Annotated in this window: 15 protein-coding genes; 5 read left to right on the forward strand and 10 right to left on the reverse strand. The window is 68.2% G+C overall.

Translation table 11 applies throughout. The features are described from left to right. Positions 1–6 precede the first annotated feature (6 nt). From OG205_RS21710 to OG205_RS21720, 3 genes are all read right to left on the reverse strand, one after another. Positions 7–2,532 (reverse strand): PEP/pyruvate-binding domain-containing protein, encoded by a 2,526-nt coding sequence (locus OG205_RS21710; protein ID WP_330278055.1) that lies wholly within the window; start codon positions 2,530–2,532, stop codon positions 7–9. 87 nt (positions 2,533–2,619) lie between these two features. Beyond that, on the reverse strand, positions 2,620–3,516 hold the full coding sequence (locus OG205_RS21715) for an ADP-ribosylglycohydrolase family protein (protein WP_330278056.1): 897 nt from the start codon (positions 3,514–3,516) through the stop codon (positions 2,620–2,622). 88 nt (positions 3,517–3,604) lie between these two features. Beyond that, entirely contained in the window at positions 3,605–4,156 is a 552-nt protein-coding gene (locus OG205_RS21720) for a hypothetical protein (protein WP_093599683.1), read from the reverse strand. 60 nt (positions 4,157–4,216) lie between these two features. On the opposite strand from OG205_RS21720, the gene OG205_RS21725 reads away from it, so the two are divergent. After that, entirely contained in the window at positions 4,217–4,777 is a 561-nt protein-coding gene (locus tag OG205_RS21725; RefSeq protein ID WP_330278057.1) for an HNH endonuclease, read from the forward strand. 86 nt (positions 4,778–4,863) lie between these two features. Continuing rightward, positions 4,864–5,091: a hypothetical protein gene (locus tag OG205_RS21730; protein WP_330278058.1), complete on the forward strand. Its 228-nt coding sequence runs from the start codon at positions 4,864–4,866 to the stop codon at positions 5,089–5,091. Here the strand turns inward: OG205_RS21730 and OG205_RS21735 are convergent. From OG205_RS21735 to OG205_RS21745, 3 genes are all read right to left on the reverse strand, one after another. Next, the gene (locus OG205_RS21735; RefSeq protein WP_330278059.1) at positions 5,049–7,877 is read right to left on the reverse strand and encodes a vitamin B12-dependent ribonucleotide reductase; all 2,829 of its coding nucleotides are present in this window, start codon (positions 7,875–7,877) and stop codon (positions 5,049–5,051) included. The two genes, OG205_RS21730 and OG205_RS21735, sit on opposite strands and share 43 nt — an antisense overlap. Positions 7,878–7,942: 65 nt before the next feature. Continuing rightward, the gene (nrdR, locus tag OG205_RS21740; RefSeq protein WP_030464916.1) at positions 7,943–8,413 is read right to left on the reverse strand and encodes a transcriptional regulator NrdR; all 471 of its coding nucleotides are present in this window, start codon (positions 8,411–8,413) and stop codon (positions 7,943–7,945) included. Positions 8,414–8,685: 272 nt separating this feature from the next. Further along, on the reverse strand, positions 8,686–8,958 hold the full coding sequence (locus OG205_RS21745; RefSeq protein WP_330278060.1) for a hypothetical protein: 273 nt from the start codon (positions 8,956–8,958) through the stop codon (positions 8,686–8,688). Positions 8,959–9,192: 234 nt separating this feature from the next. On the opposite strand from OG205_RS21745, the gene lexA reads away from it, so the two are divergent. After that, entirely contained in the window at positions 9,193–9,870 is a 678-nt protein-coding gene (lexA, locus tag OG205_RS21750) for a transcriptional repressor LexA (RefSeq protein ID WP_442916830.1), read from the forward strand. Between the two features lie 29 nt (positions 9,871–9,899). On the opposite strand, the gene OG205_RS21755 is transcribed toward lexA, so the two are convergent. Beyond that, on the reverse strand, positions 9,900–10,991 hold the full coding sequence (locus OG205_RS21755; RefSeq protein ID WP_330278061.1) for a hypothetical protein: 1,092 nt from the start codon (positions 10,989–10,991) through the stop codon (positions 9,900–9,902). Between the two features lie 180 nt (positions 10,992–11,171). Between OG205_RS21755 and OG205_RS21760 the strand changes: the two genes are divergently transcribed. Then, positions 11,172–12,431: a helix-turn-helix domain-containing protein gene (locus OG205_RS21760; RefSeq protein ID WP_330278062.1), complete on the forward strand. Its 1,260-nt coding sequence runs from the start codon at positions 11,172–11,174 to the stop codon at positions 12,429–12,431. Beyond that, a complete protein-coding gene (locus tag OG205_RS21765) occupies positions 12,428–13,078 on the forward strand; it encodes a toll/interleukin-1 receptor domain-containing protein (protein ID WP_330278063.1) in 651 nt (216 codons plus the stop codon). Before OG205_RS21760 ends, OG205_RS21765 begins: the two co-directional genes overlap by 4 nt. Here OG205_RS21765 and OG205_RS21770 read toward each other — a convergent pair. The 3 genes from OG205_RS21770 to OG205_RS21780 are packed head-to-tail and all read right to left on the reverse strand — an operon-like array spanning position 13,075 to position 16,008. After that, the gene (locus tag OG205_RS21770) at positions 13,075–13,986 is read right to left on the reverse strand and encodes a hypothetical protein (protein ID WP_330278064.1); all 912 of its coding nucleotides are present in this window, start codon (positions 13,984–13,986) and stop codon (positions 13,075–13,077) included. The genes OG205_RS21765 and OG205_RS21770 overlap by 4 nt on opposite strands. A 35-nt stretch (positions 13,987–14,021) precedes the next feature. Continuing rightward, positions 14,022–15,482: a GTPase HflX gene (hflX, locus tag OG205_RS21775; RefSeq protein ID WP_330278065.1), complete on the reverse strand. Its 1,461-nt coding sequence runs from the start codon at positions 15,480–15,482 to the stop codon at positions 14,022–14,024. A gap of 25 nt (positions 15,483–15,507) precedes the next feature. Continuing rightward, entirely contained in the window at positions 15,508–16,008 is a 501-nt protein-coding gene (locus tag OG205_RS21780; RefSeq protein WP_330278066.1) for an ArsR/SmtB family transcription factor, read from the reverse strand. Positions 16,009–16,038: the final 30 nt, after the last annotated feature.

Below are 16,038 nucleotides of genomic sequence, written 5' to 3' on the forward strand. Positions count from 1 at the left end.
CCGACATTACGCGTTCGGCTGCCCCGATGAGACGTCAACAGGCTGTTCCAGCAGAACCGCGCCCGTGCCGCCGTCGACGGTGATCCGCTCGCCGGTCTTGATCCTCGTCACGGCCTCGCGCACGCCCACGACCGCCGGAATGCCGTACTCCCGCGCCACGACCGCGCCGTGCGAGTTCGCGCCGCCCATCTCCATCACCAGGCCGCCCGCCGTCAGGAACAGCGGTGTCCAGCCGGGATCGGTCGACGGCGCCACGAGGATCTCGCCGGGTTCGAGATGCGCGCCGACCGGGTCCATGACGACGCGCGCGATGCCGGTGATCGTGCCCACCGACGCCGGTGTGCCGACGAGATCACCCTCTACGGACGCACCGTGGTGCACGGCTTCGGGTTCCGTTCCGTCCGACAGCAGCACGCGCGGGATGTGCCTGCGTCGCATCTCGCGGCCGTAGACCTCACGGCGCTCAGCCACGAGAGAGCGCAGATCCCCTTGCGGGGAGCGCATTTCCTCGAAGTTCAGGAAGAACACGTCGTCCGTGGTGTCGAGCCGGTCGGCCGCGACGAGCTGGGCGCCGATGTCGGCGACGCGCTTCCGCAAGGCGCCGAACAACGTGATGATCAGGTACTTCGGGTACTCCCGCAGGCCGGCGAGCAACCTGGTGCGGCGCAACGCGAAGCGCACGAACCAACCACGACCCCAGGCGCGCCGGGCGAGCGTGTCGATCATCGCCTCGGCCTCGGCGGCACCACGGGCGAAGACCGCGTCCGGTTGAGCCTGATCTTCTTCCAGGCGCAGGAAGTTCTTCACGACGCCGATGACGTGCGCGGGGTCGTCGGACCACCTCGGCAGGCCGAGGTCGATCTCGGCGACGGCGCGATGACCCCACCGTGCGAGGAACCGGTCGAGCGCGGCGGGGCGTTCGCCGTTCTGGAACTGCCGCAGCGCGACTGGGTCGTGGCGGATCTCCTGCGCCAGGTCCCACATCGCCATGTCCATCTCGGTGGTGATGTTGTTCGGCAGGCCGCGCAGCACGGTCTGCAACTCCCCCGGCCCGGTCTTCACGACCTTGCCGACCAGGCCGAGCATCGCGAACCCGATCAGCGCGGTGGGCGCGAGCCGGGGCAGCACGGGCACGACGCACTGTTGCAACGCCTGTTCGATCGAGAGGGCCGCGGACTTCTCCAGGATCTCGCGCTCCAGCAGCAATGCGTTCCGCACAGCCTTCTCGGGGTTCGCCAGCGCCTTCATGGCCGTCACAGGCACGTGGAACCGGCGGCCAAGCCGGAGAACGCGCTTCAGTGCGGGCGCCGGTGAGGAGTTCCTGATCGCGAACCTCGGGTCGTCGAACAGGCCGCGCAACACCTCGGAGGACCGTGCCTCCATCACGCTGAGCAGGCGCGTGACGAACTCGCGGCCGACCGTGCTCTGCAACGCCTTGGTGGCGTCGAAGAAGATGCGCTCGCCTGCCTCCACATAGGACTTGCTCTTCGGGTCGCCGATCACGATCTCGAGTGCGGACTTGGCGATCTCCCGGAACGCCGCGCGCCCCATCGGCGTGATCGGGCGTTCGAGCCCCTGCGCGAGGCTGAAGCAGAAGTAGACGTGCGCCCTGCCGTCCGGGTTGTCCGGCAACGGGAACAGCGTCGTGATCGGGCGCGACTGGGTGAGGTGCAGGTCACCGTCGTCGTCGATCGCCCACTCGGTGTCCTGCGGCGACCCGTAGTGCTGCTGCACCTTGCGGCCGAGGACGGCGAGCGCGTGGATCTGCCCGTCGCTGAGGCATTGTTCGTCGCTCTCGCCGACCTCGACGTGCTCGGTGCCGCCGCCGGGCAGCGAGCGGATGACGAACTTCTTGTCCCCCAGCCGTTTCTCGACGATCTCGCCACCGTCGACGACGAAGTGGTCGGGGTTGACCGCGCCGGACACCACGGCCTCGCCGAGACCGGGGCTCGCGTCGATGACGATCTGGTCGCGCGTACCGGTGACCGGGTTCGCCGTGAACATCACGCCCGACACCGCGGACTGCACCATCCGTTGCACGACAACGGCCAGGTAGGTGGTGGTGTGGTCGATGCCGTTCGCGTCGCGGTAGCTGACCGCGCGGTCTGTCCACAGCGAGGCCCAGCACCGGCGCACGGCGTCGACCACCGCGTCCTCGCCGACGACGTTGAGGAACGTGTCCTGCTGGCCCGCGAAGCTCGCGAACGGCAGGTCCTCCGCCGTAGCGCTGGACCGCACGGCGACCGGCACCCCAGAACCGCCACCGTCGCCGAGTTCGCGGTACTCGGCGACGATCGCGTCCCGGATCTCCTGCGGCACAGGGGTTTCCAGCAACGTCCTGCGGGCGTTCTCCGGAGTGGTGCTCGCCAGTTCGTCGGCCTGCGCCACGGCGCGGTAGGCGTCCGTGGTGACGCAGAAGCCCCGCGGCACGGGCAGGCCGGCGCTGGTGAGCTCACCGAGGTTCGCGGCCTTGCCGCCGACTGTGGCGAGCATCGAGCCGTCGATGGACTTGAAGTCGATCGTGAGCGCCATGGTTACCCCTCCAGGTTCCGCTGGGGAGGAGGTTACGAGCGTTCGGCCAAAAACTCAACACGCGATGAATAAATCACCCCGCCGAGGTCAACGCTCCTGTTCAGAGCGGCTCACCCAGTCCGGGAGTGGTTCACGTTCTCGCCGCCACTGCTCCGGTGGGCTCGCGATGATGCCGCCGACGATCGCGGCCGTGGTGTCGATGTCGCCACCCGCCCGGACGCACGCCGTGATGGCGGCGCGGTAGTCGCCGAGGTGGTGAGCCGCGACCCAGAGCGTGAACGGCACGGTGTCCTGCGCCGTCACACGCGAGCCGTTGCCGAGGACGTACGCGGCCTCCTCTGCGTTACCGATCTTGCGCGCCTTCTCGATCCCCTTGCGCACGAACGAGTCGTCGAGGTGGTCGAGCACCGTCCCGAGCAGATCACGTGGTGGCGCACAGGTCAGCCGCGCCCTGGCCGCGACGGCTGACGCGTGCGCCACGGCGAGGCCGCCCATGACACCCTCCGGATGCTGGTGCGTCACCTCGCTGGCCCGGATCGCCTGCGCCGTAACGACTTGAGGGTCGTCGGCGAAGTAGGCACCCAGCGGTGCGATCCGCATCGCGGCCCCGTTGCCGCACGAGCCCTGCCCGTCGAACGCGCTGGAGGCCGCCTCTTTCCATGGCGTGCCCTGGCGAATCTTGCGCAGGATGATGAACGCCCCCGCGCCGTAACCGCGGTAGGGCTCGCAGCGATCGGCGAACGTCGTCGCGAGCCGGGTTTGGTCGACATCGCCGTGATCACGAAGCTCGGCGACGAGGTTGCAGGCCATTTCGGTGTCGTCGGTCCACTCCCACGGACCCCGTGGCGGCTTGCCGGCCACGAGGTCGGGCAACGAGCGGCCGACCATGAAGAACTGTGCGCCCAGAGCGTCGCCGACGGAGAGCCCGTCGAGCGAGGCGTATGCGAGGTCCAGGCGCGCACGAGTGTGCAGAACTATGCGCATCACCTGCGATTTTACCGGTTTTGCCTACCCCAGGCACATGGATTTGGACCGCGGGAACTGCCGCTCATCGCTGAGTTCGCAGAGATGGTCACCGCGACAGCCCGGCAGGGGTGAAGACGAAGCTGTCGCGGAAGCCACCGTCACCGCGCCGGGTCGCCATCAGCCGCATCTCAGGCATGAAGTGGAAGAACACCAGCGACCCCGACCGGTCCGGGTAGCCGAGCGTCTTCGAGTACTTGGGATTCGTGCCGCCCAGCCACAACGGAGGTTCGCCGTACTCGGCGATCACGTCGTCGAGCAGGCAGTCCCGTTCACCCAGCACACCGGGAATCCGGCTGTCGGCGTCGAGCGACAGCCAGCCCTGCCGGTGCGCGAGATCCGCGTACACCGACGCCATGACGTCCTCGCTGCGATGCCCGAGCGCCTCGTGCACCGCGCCGCTGACCATCGCCGCGTTCGCCGCACCGCGCTTCACCAGCGCGTCGAGCTCGATCTGCCACCGGTCCGTGCGGTCGTCGGCGAACGCCAGCGCGTCCAGCAGGGTGAGGATCACCGCTTCACCGCCGTACATGCCGGGACGCCGGACAGCGGCGTTGAGCTGTCCGAGCAGGTAACGGCGTAAGTCGTCGAACGAAGGCATCTCTCCCCCTTAATGCGAGATGTTCTATCAGTTGCGGGTGGGCGAAACGGAATCGCCTTCATGACCGACAGGGGAGTCAACAACTGGGGAGAGGACCACATGAGCATCAGCAACCGGCAGATCGTCGCGTACTGGGTCGAGCACGAGGTCGAACTCAGCCTCGACTGGAGCACTGCCCACGAACGCTGCTGGCGCTGCGGTTACAGGTCCTCACTGGAGCAACACCTTGTCGTGCCTGCGTCAATGGGTGGCAGTCGCACCACGGACAACGTGGTGCTGCTGTGCGGGCGCTGTGTCAGCGAGTCGCCGAGCCACCTGGATCCCCAGTACCTGTGGCGGTGGCTGCGCGCGACGTCCATGTCGTCCAACGACACGTACTGGACGCTGCGCGGCTGGGAGGAGTTCGAGATCATCTTCGGCCGCAAGCCGCTGGAGTGCTTCCAGGAGGCGTCGGTCGACCACCGCTCGCTGAACGCCGAATGCCGGGCGTTGGCGGCGGACGAGTTCGCGAAGACCGTCGTTCGCTTCGGGGAGGGCCGGCTCAACCCGTCGACGATCGCGTGCGTGATCGCGGAGATCGAGAAGAAACTGGCTGACCGTCACGGCATCAAGTTGCCGTGACAATCCGCGGCTTCGAGGAGTTCGAGGTCATGTTCGGTCGGAAGCCGATCGAGTGCGTCCTGGAAGCCGGAGTCGAAGGACGCGCCTTGGCCGCTGACTTCGCCGACGCACTCGACCGCGAGTTCGAGAAGGCGATCATCCATTTCGGCGAGGGCCGGCTCAATCCGTCGACCATCGCCTGCGTGATCGCGGAAGCCGAGAAGAAGCTGGCTGACCGCGCCGATCGTCGCTGCCTGCTGGGGAACAGTCCCCAGCAGGCAGCGACCAGCGATCAGCTGCAGCCGGACGTGCTGCCGCAGCCCTCGCACAGGTAGCAAGAACCAGCGGGACGCATCTTCGTGCCACAGGTCATGCACAGCGGCGCGTCAGCGGCCTTGCCCAGGTGCAGCTCCAGCAGCTCGGTCGAGCTACCCACGTGCTTCGGCGTCTCGACGGCGGCCTCGACCTGCTTCGGAGCGGCCTCCACCGATCCGCGCAGACCCTCGAGGTCCACGTCGGACGACGCGGGGGCGCCGTACTCGCCGGCCACCTGCGCCGAACGCTCGTCGGCGGTGAAGATGCCGAGCTGCGCGCGCTTGTCGTAGGACAGGTAGTCCAGCGCCAGGCGGCGGAACAGGTAGTCCAGCACCGACGTCGCGATGCGCACGTCCGGGTCGTCGGTCATGCCCGCCGGCTCGAAGCGCAGGTTCTGGAACTTCGAGACGTAGAACTCCAGCGGGATGCCGTACTGCAGGCCCACCGAGATGGACATCGAGAACGCGTCCATCACGCCGGCCAGCGTGGAGCCCTGCTTGCCCAGCTTGACGAAGATCTCGCCCAGGCCGTTGTCCGGGTAGGAACCGGCGTGCAGGTAGCCCTCGGCGCCACCGACCGTGAACGACACGGTCTGCGACGGGCGCTTCTTCGGCAGGCGCTTGCGGACCGGGCGGTACTCGACGACAGTTTCCGCGGCCTTGGCCTCCGCGCCCTTGTTCGCGCCCTTGCCCGCCGACAGCGGCTGGCCGACCTTGCAGTTGTCGCGGTAGATCGCGAGCGCCTTCAGGCCGAGCTTCCAGCCCTGGTAGTAGATCTCCTCGACGTCGGCGATCGTCGCCGCCTCCGGCATGTTGACCGTCTTGGAGATCGCGCCGGACAGGAACGGCTGCGCGGCCGCCATCATCCGCACGTGGCCCATGGGCGCGATGGAACGCTCGCCCATGGCGCAGTCGAAGACCTCGTAGTGCTCGCGGCGCAGGCCCGGCGCGTCGACGACGTGGCCGTGCTCGCCGATGAACTCGACGATCGCCTCGACCTGCTCGTCGAGGTAGCCGAGCGACTTCAGCGCGCGCGGTACCGTCTGGTTGACGATCTGCATCGAGCCGCCGCCGACGAGCTTCTTGAACTTGACCAGGGCCAGGTCCGGCTCGATACCGGTGGTGTCGCAGTCCATCATCAGGCCGATGGTGCCGGTGGGGGCCAGCACGGACGCCTGGGCGTTGCGCCAGCCGTTCTTCGCGCCGATCTCCAGCGACTGCTGCCACGCCTCGGTCGCGACCTTGTGGGTCGCCGAGTCGTTGCCGCCGTAGGTGCGGATCAGGTCGTTGGCGGCGGCGTGCTTGCGCATGACGCGCTGGTGCGCCGTGGCGTTGCGCTTGTAGCCGTCGTACGCGCCGACCATGCCCGCGAGCTCCGCGGAACGGCGGTACGAGACACCGGTCATCAGCGAGGTGATGGTCGCGGCGAGCGCGCGGCCGCCCTCGGAGTCGTACGCGTGGCCGGTGGCCATGAGCAGCGCGCCGAGGTTGGCGTAGCCGATGCCGAGCTGGCGGAACTTGCGGGTGGTGTCCGCGATCGGCTCGGTCGGGAAGTCCGCGAAGCAGATCGAGATGTCCATCGCGGTGATGATCAGCTCGACGGCCTTGGCGAACGTGACGGCGTCGAACTTGCCGTCGTCGCTCAGGAACTTCATCAGGTTCAGCGACGCGAGGTTGCAGCTCGAGTTGTCGAGGTGCATGTACTCCGAGCACGGGTTGGACGCGGTGATGCGGCCAGACTCGGGGCAGGTGTGCCAGTCGTTGATCGTGTCGTCGTACTGGATGCCGGGGTCGGCGCACTCCCACGCGGCCTTCGCGAGCTTGCCGAACAGCTCCTTGGCGTCGACGCGCTCGATGACCTCGCCGGTCTGGCGTCCGCGCAGACCGAAGTCGTTACCGCTCTCGTAGGCGTGCATGAACTCGTCCGACACGCGGATCGAGTTGTTCGCGTTCTGGTACTGCACCGACACGATGTCCGCGCCGCCGAGGTCCATGTCGAACCCGGCGTCCCGCAGCGCGCGGATCTTGTCCTCTTCACGCGCCTTGGTCTCGATGAACTCCACGACGTCCGGGTGGTCGACGTCGAGGACGACCATCTTGGCCGCGCGGCGGGTGGCGCCACCGGACTTGATGGTGCCCGCGGACGCGTCGGCGCCACGCATGAACGACACCGGGCCCGACGCGGTGCCGCCGGAGGACAGCAGCTCCTTCGAGGAACGGATGCGCGAGAGGTTCAGGCCGGCACCGGAGCCGCCCTTGAAGATCAGGCCCTCCTCGCGGTACCAGTTGAGGATCGACTCCATGGTGTCGTCGACCGCGAGGATGAAGCACGCGCTGACCTGCTGCGGCGAGCTGGTGCCGACGTTGAACCACACCGGCGAGTTGAAGCTGAACACCTGGTGCAGAAGCATGTAGGTGAGCTCGTGCTCGAAGATCTCGGCGTCCTGCTCGCCCGCGAAGTAGCCGTGCTCGCGGCCGGCGCCCACGTAGGTCTTCACGACGCGGTCGATCAGCTGGCGCAGCGACTGCTCGCGCACCTCGCTGCCAACTGCCCCGCGGAAGTACTTGCTGGTGACGATGTTGGTGGCGTTCACCGACCAGAAAGCGGGGAACTCGACACCGCGCTGCTCGAAGTTCACCGAGCCGTCGCGCCAGTTCGTCATGACGACGTCGCGGCGCTCCCACGTGACCTCGTCATAGGGGTGGCGGCCTTCGGTGGTGTAGACGCGCTGAATCTTCAGCGCGGCAGGCTTCGCAGCCGCCCGTGCGGCTGTCTTCTTGGCTGAGCCGCCGACGGTCTCGGTCACGGTGGATCTCCCTCGTGCTGGTGCTTAGAAAAGATGGTTGTCTCACGCGCTCTGGTGCGCGTGGATCACTGCTCGGCCGGTGCTTCCTCGGCTCTCGCAGTGCGAAGATCAAGAATTTCCTTCTCGAAGTCCTCTACGGACGAGAAGGACCTGTAAACGCTCGCGAAGCGCAGATAAGCGACCTCGTCGAGCTCACGCAGGGGGCCGAGAATGGCAAGGCCTACCTCGTGACTGGCGATTTCCGCGCATCCCGTCGACCGGATCGACTCTTCCACTCGCTGGGCGAGCTGCTGGAACGCGTCCTCGTCGACCGGGCGGCCCTGGCACGCCCTGCGCACACCGACGACCACCTTGTCGCGGCTGAAGGGCTCCGTCACGCCGGAGCGCTTGACCACGGCGAGAACCGCTTCTTCGACCGTGGTGAACCTGCGGCTGCAGCTGTTGCAGGAGCGGCGGCGACGGATCACCTGTCCCTCGTCGACCTCACGGGAGTCGACCACCCGCGAGTCCGAATGACGGCAGAACGGACACCGCACGCCACCTCACCCCTTCCCAGCGCAGCACTCACCGCAGCAGCCACACTGGTCGGGTTACCCACAACCTGTGGACTACTTACAACGGTGGAACCACTAGATGTAGGGGTAGAACCTAGATCGCAGCGGACGGCAACGCAACTCGACACGGCGCGTCGCGCGTCACCCTGTTGGGCGAACCGCCGACGATCAGCAGTGATTACGCAACGACGCCCGCACATGACGGAGAGAACACGTCACGCCGGGCGCCGGGAACACAAGATGTAGGGGCAGGCCTACGGGGTGACCCCCGCCTGCTGTAGGTAGAGCACGCCGAGCGCGACCACCGTCAGGGCACTCAGCACGCCGACCGCGACGAGTTCGAACACCGACTCGCGCTTCGGCCGGACCTCGCACGAGCTCGATTCGCGCGACACCGGCACCGCGACCGGACGCGGCCTGGTCGCCGGCCTGCGCGGCATGACGCGGGGACCCGAACGGAGTGGACGTCCCGCTACGACGTCCGCGTCTTCGACTACCCGCATCCGCTTCTCGACGAGTACCGCCATCACGACCTCCATCGCAGGTCAACCACCATGATCGAACAGGGGTTCGATCGAACGTCCGTGCGAATTTCTACCAGACCGACTCTCCGAACGCCACAACACGCGCCCAAATACCTCGAACAGGTGTTTGATCTGTGCAGCAAACACGACTACCGTCGACCACGAAGATCGACGGAGGCCGGATTCCCATTCGAACTGGGGGCGGCGAGGAGGACAGCGACCGTGGCAGGCAAGACGATCGACCCGGATCCCGCTCTTGTGGAGACACAGGTGAACGAGATCGCGGGAAACGCCGGCCTGACTCTGCGTCAGCGCAAGGTGCTCGACGTGATCCGCGATTGGGTCGACCGTTTCGGCTATCCGCCGAGCGTGCGCGAGATCGGTGAGGCCGTGGGTCTCACATCGACCTCGTCGGTCGCCTACCAACTGCGCGCGCTGGAGCGAAAAGGTTTCCTGCGCCGCGACCCGAACCGCCCGCGCGCGGTCGGGATGCTGCCCAACGAGATCGACGCCGGTCTCGACCCGATGTCCAAGCCCACGCCCGCCTACGTGCCGATGCTCGGCCGGATCGCGGCCGGTGGGCCGATCCTGGCCGAGGAGTCGATCGAGGACGTGTTCCCGCTGCCGCGCGAGATCGTCGGCGAGGGTGAGCTGTTCCTGCTGCGCGTCGTCGGTGACTCGATGATCGACGCCGCGATCACCGACGGCGACTGGGTCGTGATCCGCAAGCAGCCCACGGCCGACCAGGGCGAGATCGTCGCCGCCATGATCGACGGCGAGGCGACCGTGAAGACGTTCAAGCGCAAGGACGGCCACGTGTGGCTGATGCCGCACAACACGGCCTACCAGCCGATCAACGGCGACGAGGCCACCATCCTGGGCAAGGTCGTGACCGTGCTCAGGCGTCTTCCGTAACTTCTCCGCAGCCCGCCGCCCAGCTCGAGTCAGCTGGACGGCGGGCTGTCGCATGGAGACGGGAAAGCCTCGTAGGTGTTGCTGGCGGGGTCCTGCGCGTAGGCGGTCCAGCGCCCGTGGTCCCGTGCGGCCAGACGCGCGCCCAATGCGACGGCCATGGCGAGCGAGCCGCCGAGGAAGATCGCGTGCTGCCCGGTGCGCGCACTTTCGTGCAGCGACGCCCCCTGCCACTCGCGGCAGACCAGGTCCACCACGCGCGCGAGTGCCGACGTACTCCCGTTGCGCAGCGCGGGCGGCGGAGTGATCATCAGCAACAGGCCGATCCCGTCGCGCCTGCACGTGGCCTTGACCTGGTCGAAGTACTGATCGCCTGCGCTTTGCAGGTCCAGCGCGATGGCGACACGTGTCAGGTCGCCCCTCTCGATAGGCCGGAGCCGACCGTAGTACGACGTCTCCTGGCCGTCGACCGCTCGCGGCGACAGCAGGGGAACGCTCGTGGAGGTCCCACCCTGCCCGACCTCGTGCACCAGCACGTCACGGGCGAAGGGGTAGTCGGCGATCTTGGCTCCGAACAGGAAGCAGACGTTCTCCGCCATTGCCGGGACCAGGTTGATCGCGGTGGCGTCAGGGGCGGCCCACTCCGCCCACGCGGACCCCTCCGCGGTCTTGTCGGCGAAGTCGTCCAGCGAACCGCGATCGCCCGCGCCGTCCGCGTCGAGGTCGACGTTGACCTTCAAGGTGTAGTCGCACAGGGACTTGCTGAACTTGTCCGCGCGCTGCTCCAGCTGACGGATCCGGGCGTGTCCGCCACGCGGGCCGGTCGCGGTCGGCACGATGGCGACCCGCATCCGGCTGCCTGCCGTCACCCGCTGCCACACGCCGAGCAGGAGGATCGCCAGGCCCGTAATCGCGAGCGCCAGGAACCACCAGCGACCTCCCGCCTCGCCGGTCACGAAGCACTTCGTGGCCTCACCACCGAAGGTCGCCGTCAGGGCACTGCCCACCCCGATCTGCGTGGTCCCGTCCGTGACCGCGGCCACTACGCTGCTCCACCTGCTCGGCGGCTCGCTGGGCTCCGCCACCGTGAGTCTGGCCCGCACCGGCCGTTCGGCCCTTGTCATCGCATCCGCCCGTCCGCGAACTGAACTCGCCTTGTGATCAGGTTCCGCGTACGGCCGTCATGTCGCGGCCCTCCCGCACTACCGTAAGCTTACGTTGTCCAATTCAAGTGTTTCCTTTTTGGGAAACGGCCTGTTCATCGTGCACAATGGGCCCAGATGTTGACCTGGACGAGGTGAGCAGTGGGCACACCAGAGGAGTTCGGTGCTGAGCTTCGGCGTCGTCGCGCCGCCGCCGGCCTGACGACCACCGAGTTCGCCGCGCGCGTGCGCTACAGCAAGGGCTTCGTGAGCAAGATCGAGAACGGCAGGAAGGCGCCGAGCACCCAATTCGCGCGGGTCGCCGACGCCGTGCTCCAGGCGGACGGCCGGCTCCTCGCGCTGCACGAGGGACGCTCGACGCCGCGAGCCGAACCCCCGGCTTCCCCTCCGCCGGACCAGCCCTCCCCCGAGGACGTTCCAGCCGAGACGCCGCCCGCCCTCGACGACACCGAGGCCAAGCACGCGCTGTCCGCGTTCGAGCGCGTGTACGACGAGGTGCGCGACCTCGGTCAGACGCTCAACCCGTCGGTGGTGGCGAGCATGCTCGTCCCCCACATCGCCGCGCTGGAGTCGCTCGCGAGCACTCTGCACGAGCCGTTGCGCAACGACGCCCTGCGGCTGACCGCGCACCTCACCGACTTCACCGGCTGGATGACCCAAGAGGCGGGAGACGACGTCACCGCCCGCGCCTGGATCAACCGGAGCGCGGCACTCGCCGAAGCCGTGCAGGACGACGACATGATCGCCCACCTCTACGTGCGCAGGGCGAACATCTCGCTGTACCAGCAGGACGCGTACGGGACCATCGAGGCGGCCAGACAGGCGAGCACGTTCGCGCGCACTCCGCGCAGGCTCAGCTTCTGCAAGTCCCGCGAGGCCCAGGGGCACGCGCTCGCGGGCGACTTCCGGAGTTTCCGGACCTGCATGGATCGGGCGTTCGAGCTGTACGCGCTCGCGGAGAGCACGCGGCAGCCGCAGCGCGGCCCGGTCGCGGGCCCGATGCGAATCCGGAATCCCCTGAAGCTGGCCGAGGGGTGGTCGTTGTACGACCTGGGCATGCCCGCCGAGGCCGTCGAGATCCTCGCCCTGGAACTGAGCGAGACCCAGAAGACGAACGGCAGGGCGTGGGCGAGGACCGCCGCCCGGCTCACACTGGCGCTGGCGAGCCTGCGCGAGATCGGTCGCGCGTGTGCCCTGGCCGAGGAGATCCTCCAGGTGTCGGCGGTGGCGCACTCCGCGACGATCCGCAGCGACCTTCGTCTGCTGGCCAGGATGCTCAACCGCTGGAACTCGGACCCGGCGGTGCGTGAGCTCGCGCCCAAGCTGTCCGCGGCGCTGGCGCCCAGCTCCGGCGGTCACCTGCCGGGCGTCTCCCCCACTGACCTGGGGAGGCGCTGGTGACGAGCATCTTCCTCTGCTACCGCTCGGCCCACGACGCCTACGTGGCCGCGTACCTCGACGAGAAGCTCTCCAAGCTGTTCGGGCGCGACAACGTGTTCCGGGCGACTCGGTCGGTGGCACCGGGCGAGAGCTACGACAAAGCGATCATGGGAGCGCTGGAGCGCTGCCGGGCGATGCTGGTGATCATCGGCCCAACCTGGCGCGACGAGCTCGCGGCCCACGACGACGCCCAGGAGGACTGGGTGCGCATCGAGATCGCCAAGGCGTTGGCGCACAACAAGAAGGTCATTCCGGTCCTGTTGAGCCGCACTCCCCGGCTGACCACGAGCGAGCTGCCGCCGGACATGATCGGCCTGGCCTTGCAGCAGCACGTCAAGTTCGAGCACCGAGAGCCGGAGGCGGACCTGGACCGGCTCGTCGCGGTGCTTGGGCAGGCCCTGGGCCTGCACGACGGCGAGGCTCGGCAGCTCGTTGACGATGCTGAGTTCACCGTGCACCGCGAACCGGGCGACGACGGCCGGGTGGAGGTGGACGTCGTTCAGCGGAACACCGGTGGGTCGATCGTCGGACGTCTGACCGGTCGCGCCCGCGCTGCTGACCTGCCTCGGATGGCCGCATTCCTCGCCGATCCCCCAAAGACTCCCTAGGCGCGGCGGCGCAGGCGCAGGCCGATGACCAGGGCAGCGACGAGTACAAGGCCGCCCAGGGTCAGTGCCAGTGGCCAGTTCTGCCACGACGTCGACGCGGGCTCGTCGGCCTGGGGTTCGTCGGCGGCCGCGGGTGGCTGCGTGGTATTCGTCGGCGGGGGTGGCTGGGCCAGGGCCGCGGCGCCCGCTACGGCGCGGATCGGGGTACCGGTGCCTTCGGAGGCCGAGAGCAGGGTGCCGTCCGGATCGAAGGCGATGGCCTCGCCCTGGGGCTCGTTCGGCAGCGGGACTCGGACTGGGTCGCCGGACAGCGCCTTCACGACGTCGCCGTCTGGGACGGGGTACAGGTAGGCGTCCGTGTAGGTGCGCAGGGCGATGACGGAGCCGTCTGGTGTGGAGGCGGCTCCGGTCACGAGGCGCGAGTCGAGGGTGCCTTCCAGGGGGCCGCCCGGGGTGTCCGTCGTCGACAGCGACACGCGTGCGACCTGCTCCAACGGCACCGATATATCAGTTTGGAGCGGGGCCGTCGGGCGATACACCAGCGCGGAACCGAGGGGTTCCTTGGTGATGATGTACGGGGTGCCGGACTTGTCGATGAGCAACGCCTCGGCGTCGTGCTTGCCGTCCGGGTAGGTGACGCGGAACCGCTCCACGGCGCCCGAAGGCGAGACCTTGTGCAAGGCGACCGTGGAGCGGGACTTGTTGTTGTCGCCGGTGTCGGACGCCCAGAGGGTGCCGTCCGGCGTCATCGCCAGGTCTTCGACGTCGTAGGGGTCGACGGGCGCGGTGATCGTGCGCGTCACGACGCAGTCGCGGCCCATGACCTGGATGCGCAGCGTGCCGTTGTCGCTGTCGCTGACGGCGAAGAACTGCTTGCCGTCGGACGTGAGCCCGGAAAGCTCCTGCATGGCTACCGGGCACACGTCCACGGGTGGAGGCGGGATCAAGCAGGCGTCCCGTTCGTCGCGAACTCCTCGAGCGCGCTGGCGAGGTCCGGACGCACGCGGGCGCTGAGCAGGGTGCCCGACTCCGTGTGCTTCTCGGACAGGATCTCGCCGTCGCGGTGCACGCGGGCGACGACCTCGCCGCGCGCGTACGGCACGAGAGCCTCGATCACGACCTCGGGATGCGGCATCAGTTCGGCGATGCGGACCCGCAGTTCCTCGATGCCGAGGCCCGAGTGCGCCGACACGAACGACGCGTCCGGGAACAGGTGCCGCAAGCGGGCCATGCCCAGGTCGCCGACCGCGTCGATCTTGTTCACGACGAGCAGCTCGCGCGGCATCGGCGCGTCGGTCTTGTCGTTGATCTCGGACAGGACCTCGCGCACGGCCTTGACCTGCTTCTCCGGCATGCCGTCGGAGCCGTCGACCACGTGCACGAGCAGATCGGACTGGCCGACCTCCTCGAGCGTCGAGCGGAACGCCTCGACCAGCTGGTGCGGCAGGTGCCGGACGAAGCCGACCGTGTCCGTCAGCGTGTACGGCAGGCCTTCCGGCGTCAGCGCGCGGCGCGTCGTCGGGTCGAGGGTGGCGAACAGCGCGTCCTCCACCAGGACTCCGGCGCCCGTCAGCGCGTTGAGCAGCGACGACTTGCCCGCGTTCGTGTACCCCGCGATGGCGATGCTCGGGATCTCGTTCGCCGTGCGGCGGCCCCGCTTGGTCTCGCGGACGACGCCGATCGCGGCGATCTCGCGGCGCAGCTTGGAGATGCGGGCGCGGATCCGGCGACGGTCGGTCTCGATCTTGGTCTCACCGGGACCGCGCAGACCCACGCCGCCGTTGCCGCCACCGGCACGACCACCGGCCTGCCGCGACAACGACTCACCCCAGCCGCGCAAGCGCGGCATCAGGTACTGCAGCTGGGCCAGCTCGACCTGCGCCTTGCCCTCCTTGGACTGCGCGTGCTGCGCGAAGATGTCCAGGATGAGCGCGGTGCGGTCGACGACCTTGACCTTGAGCTTCTCCTCCAGCTGACGCAGCTGGCCTGGCGAGAGCTCGCCGTCGCAGATCACGGTGTCGGCGCCGGTCGACTGCACGACGTCGCGCAGCTCGGAGACCTTGCCGGAGCCGATGTACGTCGCCGCGTCGGGCTTGTCGCGCCGCTGCACGAGGCCTTCGAGCACCTCGGAACCAGCGGTCTCGGCGAGGCGGGCGAGTTCGGCCATCGAGGCGTCGGAGTCCGCCGCCGTGCCCTCGGTCCACACCCCGACGAGCACGACCCGCTCCAGGCGGAGCTGCCGGTACTCGACCTCGGTGATGTCCTCGAGCTCGGTGGACAGTCCCGCGACACGGCGCAGCGCGGCGCGTTCGACACGTTCGTAATCACCCGTGGAGAAGTCGTCCTCCTCCCACGTGGCGTCGAACTCCGGGTCGAACTCTGTGCTCTGGATGTTTTCCGTCATTTGCCCTTCATCGTCCCACGGACAGTTAGTCCCCCGGATACACCGCGAGGTAGATCGCCACACGGGGAACATCCGGCTTGACCGGTTGCGCGGCCAGCTCATCCATCAACGACGCGAGCCGCTGCTTTAGTTCCTCGGGGTCGACGGTGACGACCAGACGGCTCTGATCCACTTCACTGAGCCCGATGTCGGCAACCTCGCCGAGGAAAGCGTGCAGCATCGCTTCGCCGACGGCGACCGCATTTTCGCTGTTGTCGAGCTCCCAGGACAGTCCTGTCGACCGATAGGGGATCTCTTTCGCCCCCCGGTTGCCCGCGCGGGGCGGCATCGCCTCCAGGAATCCGGCGGCGACGAGCTTGCGCACGTGGTGCAGCGTCGTGGCCGGGTCCCTGCCCAGCCGCTGGGCCAGCTCCTTGTTGGTGAGCGGGCGGTCGAACGTCAAGCGGATCATCCGCAGCCGCAGGTCAGAGCTCAGCGCCGCGGCTTCGTCGCTCGTCGCGGGACGTCGCTTCCGGGAGAGTGGCACGACCACAGTCTAAGTGATTGACACTTTCCA

It is taken from the genome of Lentzea sp. NBC_00516 (assembly GCF_036346835.1).
Taxonomy (GTDB): domain Bacteria; phylum Actinomycetota; class Actinomycetes; order Mycobacteriales; family Pseudonocardiaceae; genus Lentzea; species Lentzea sokolovensis.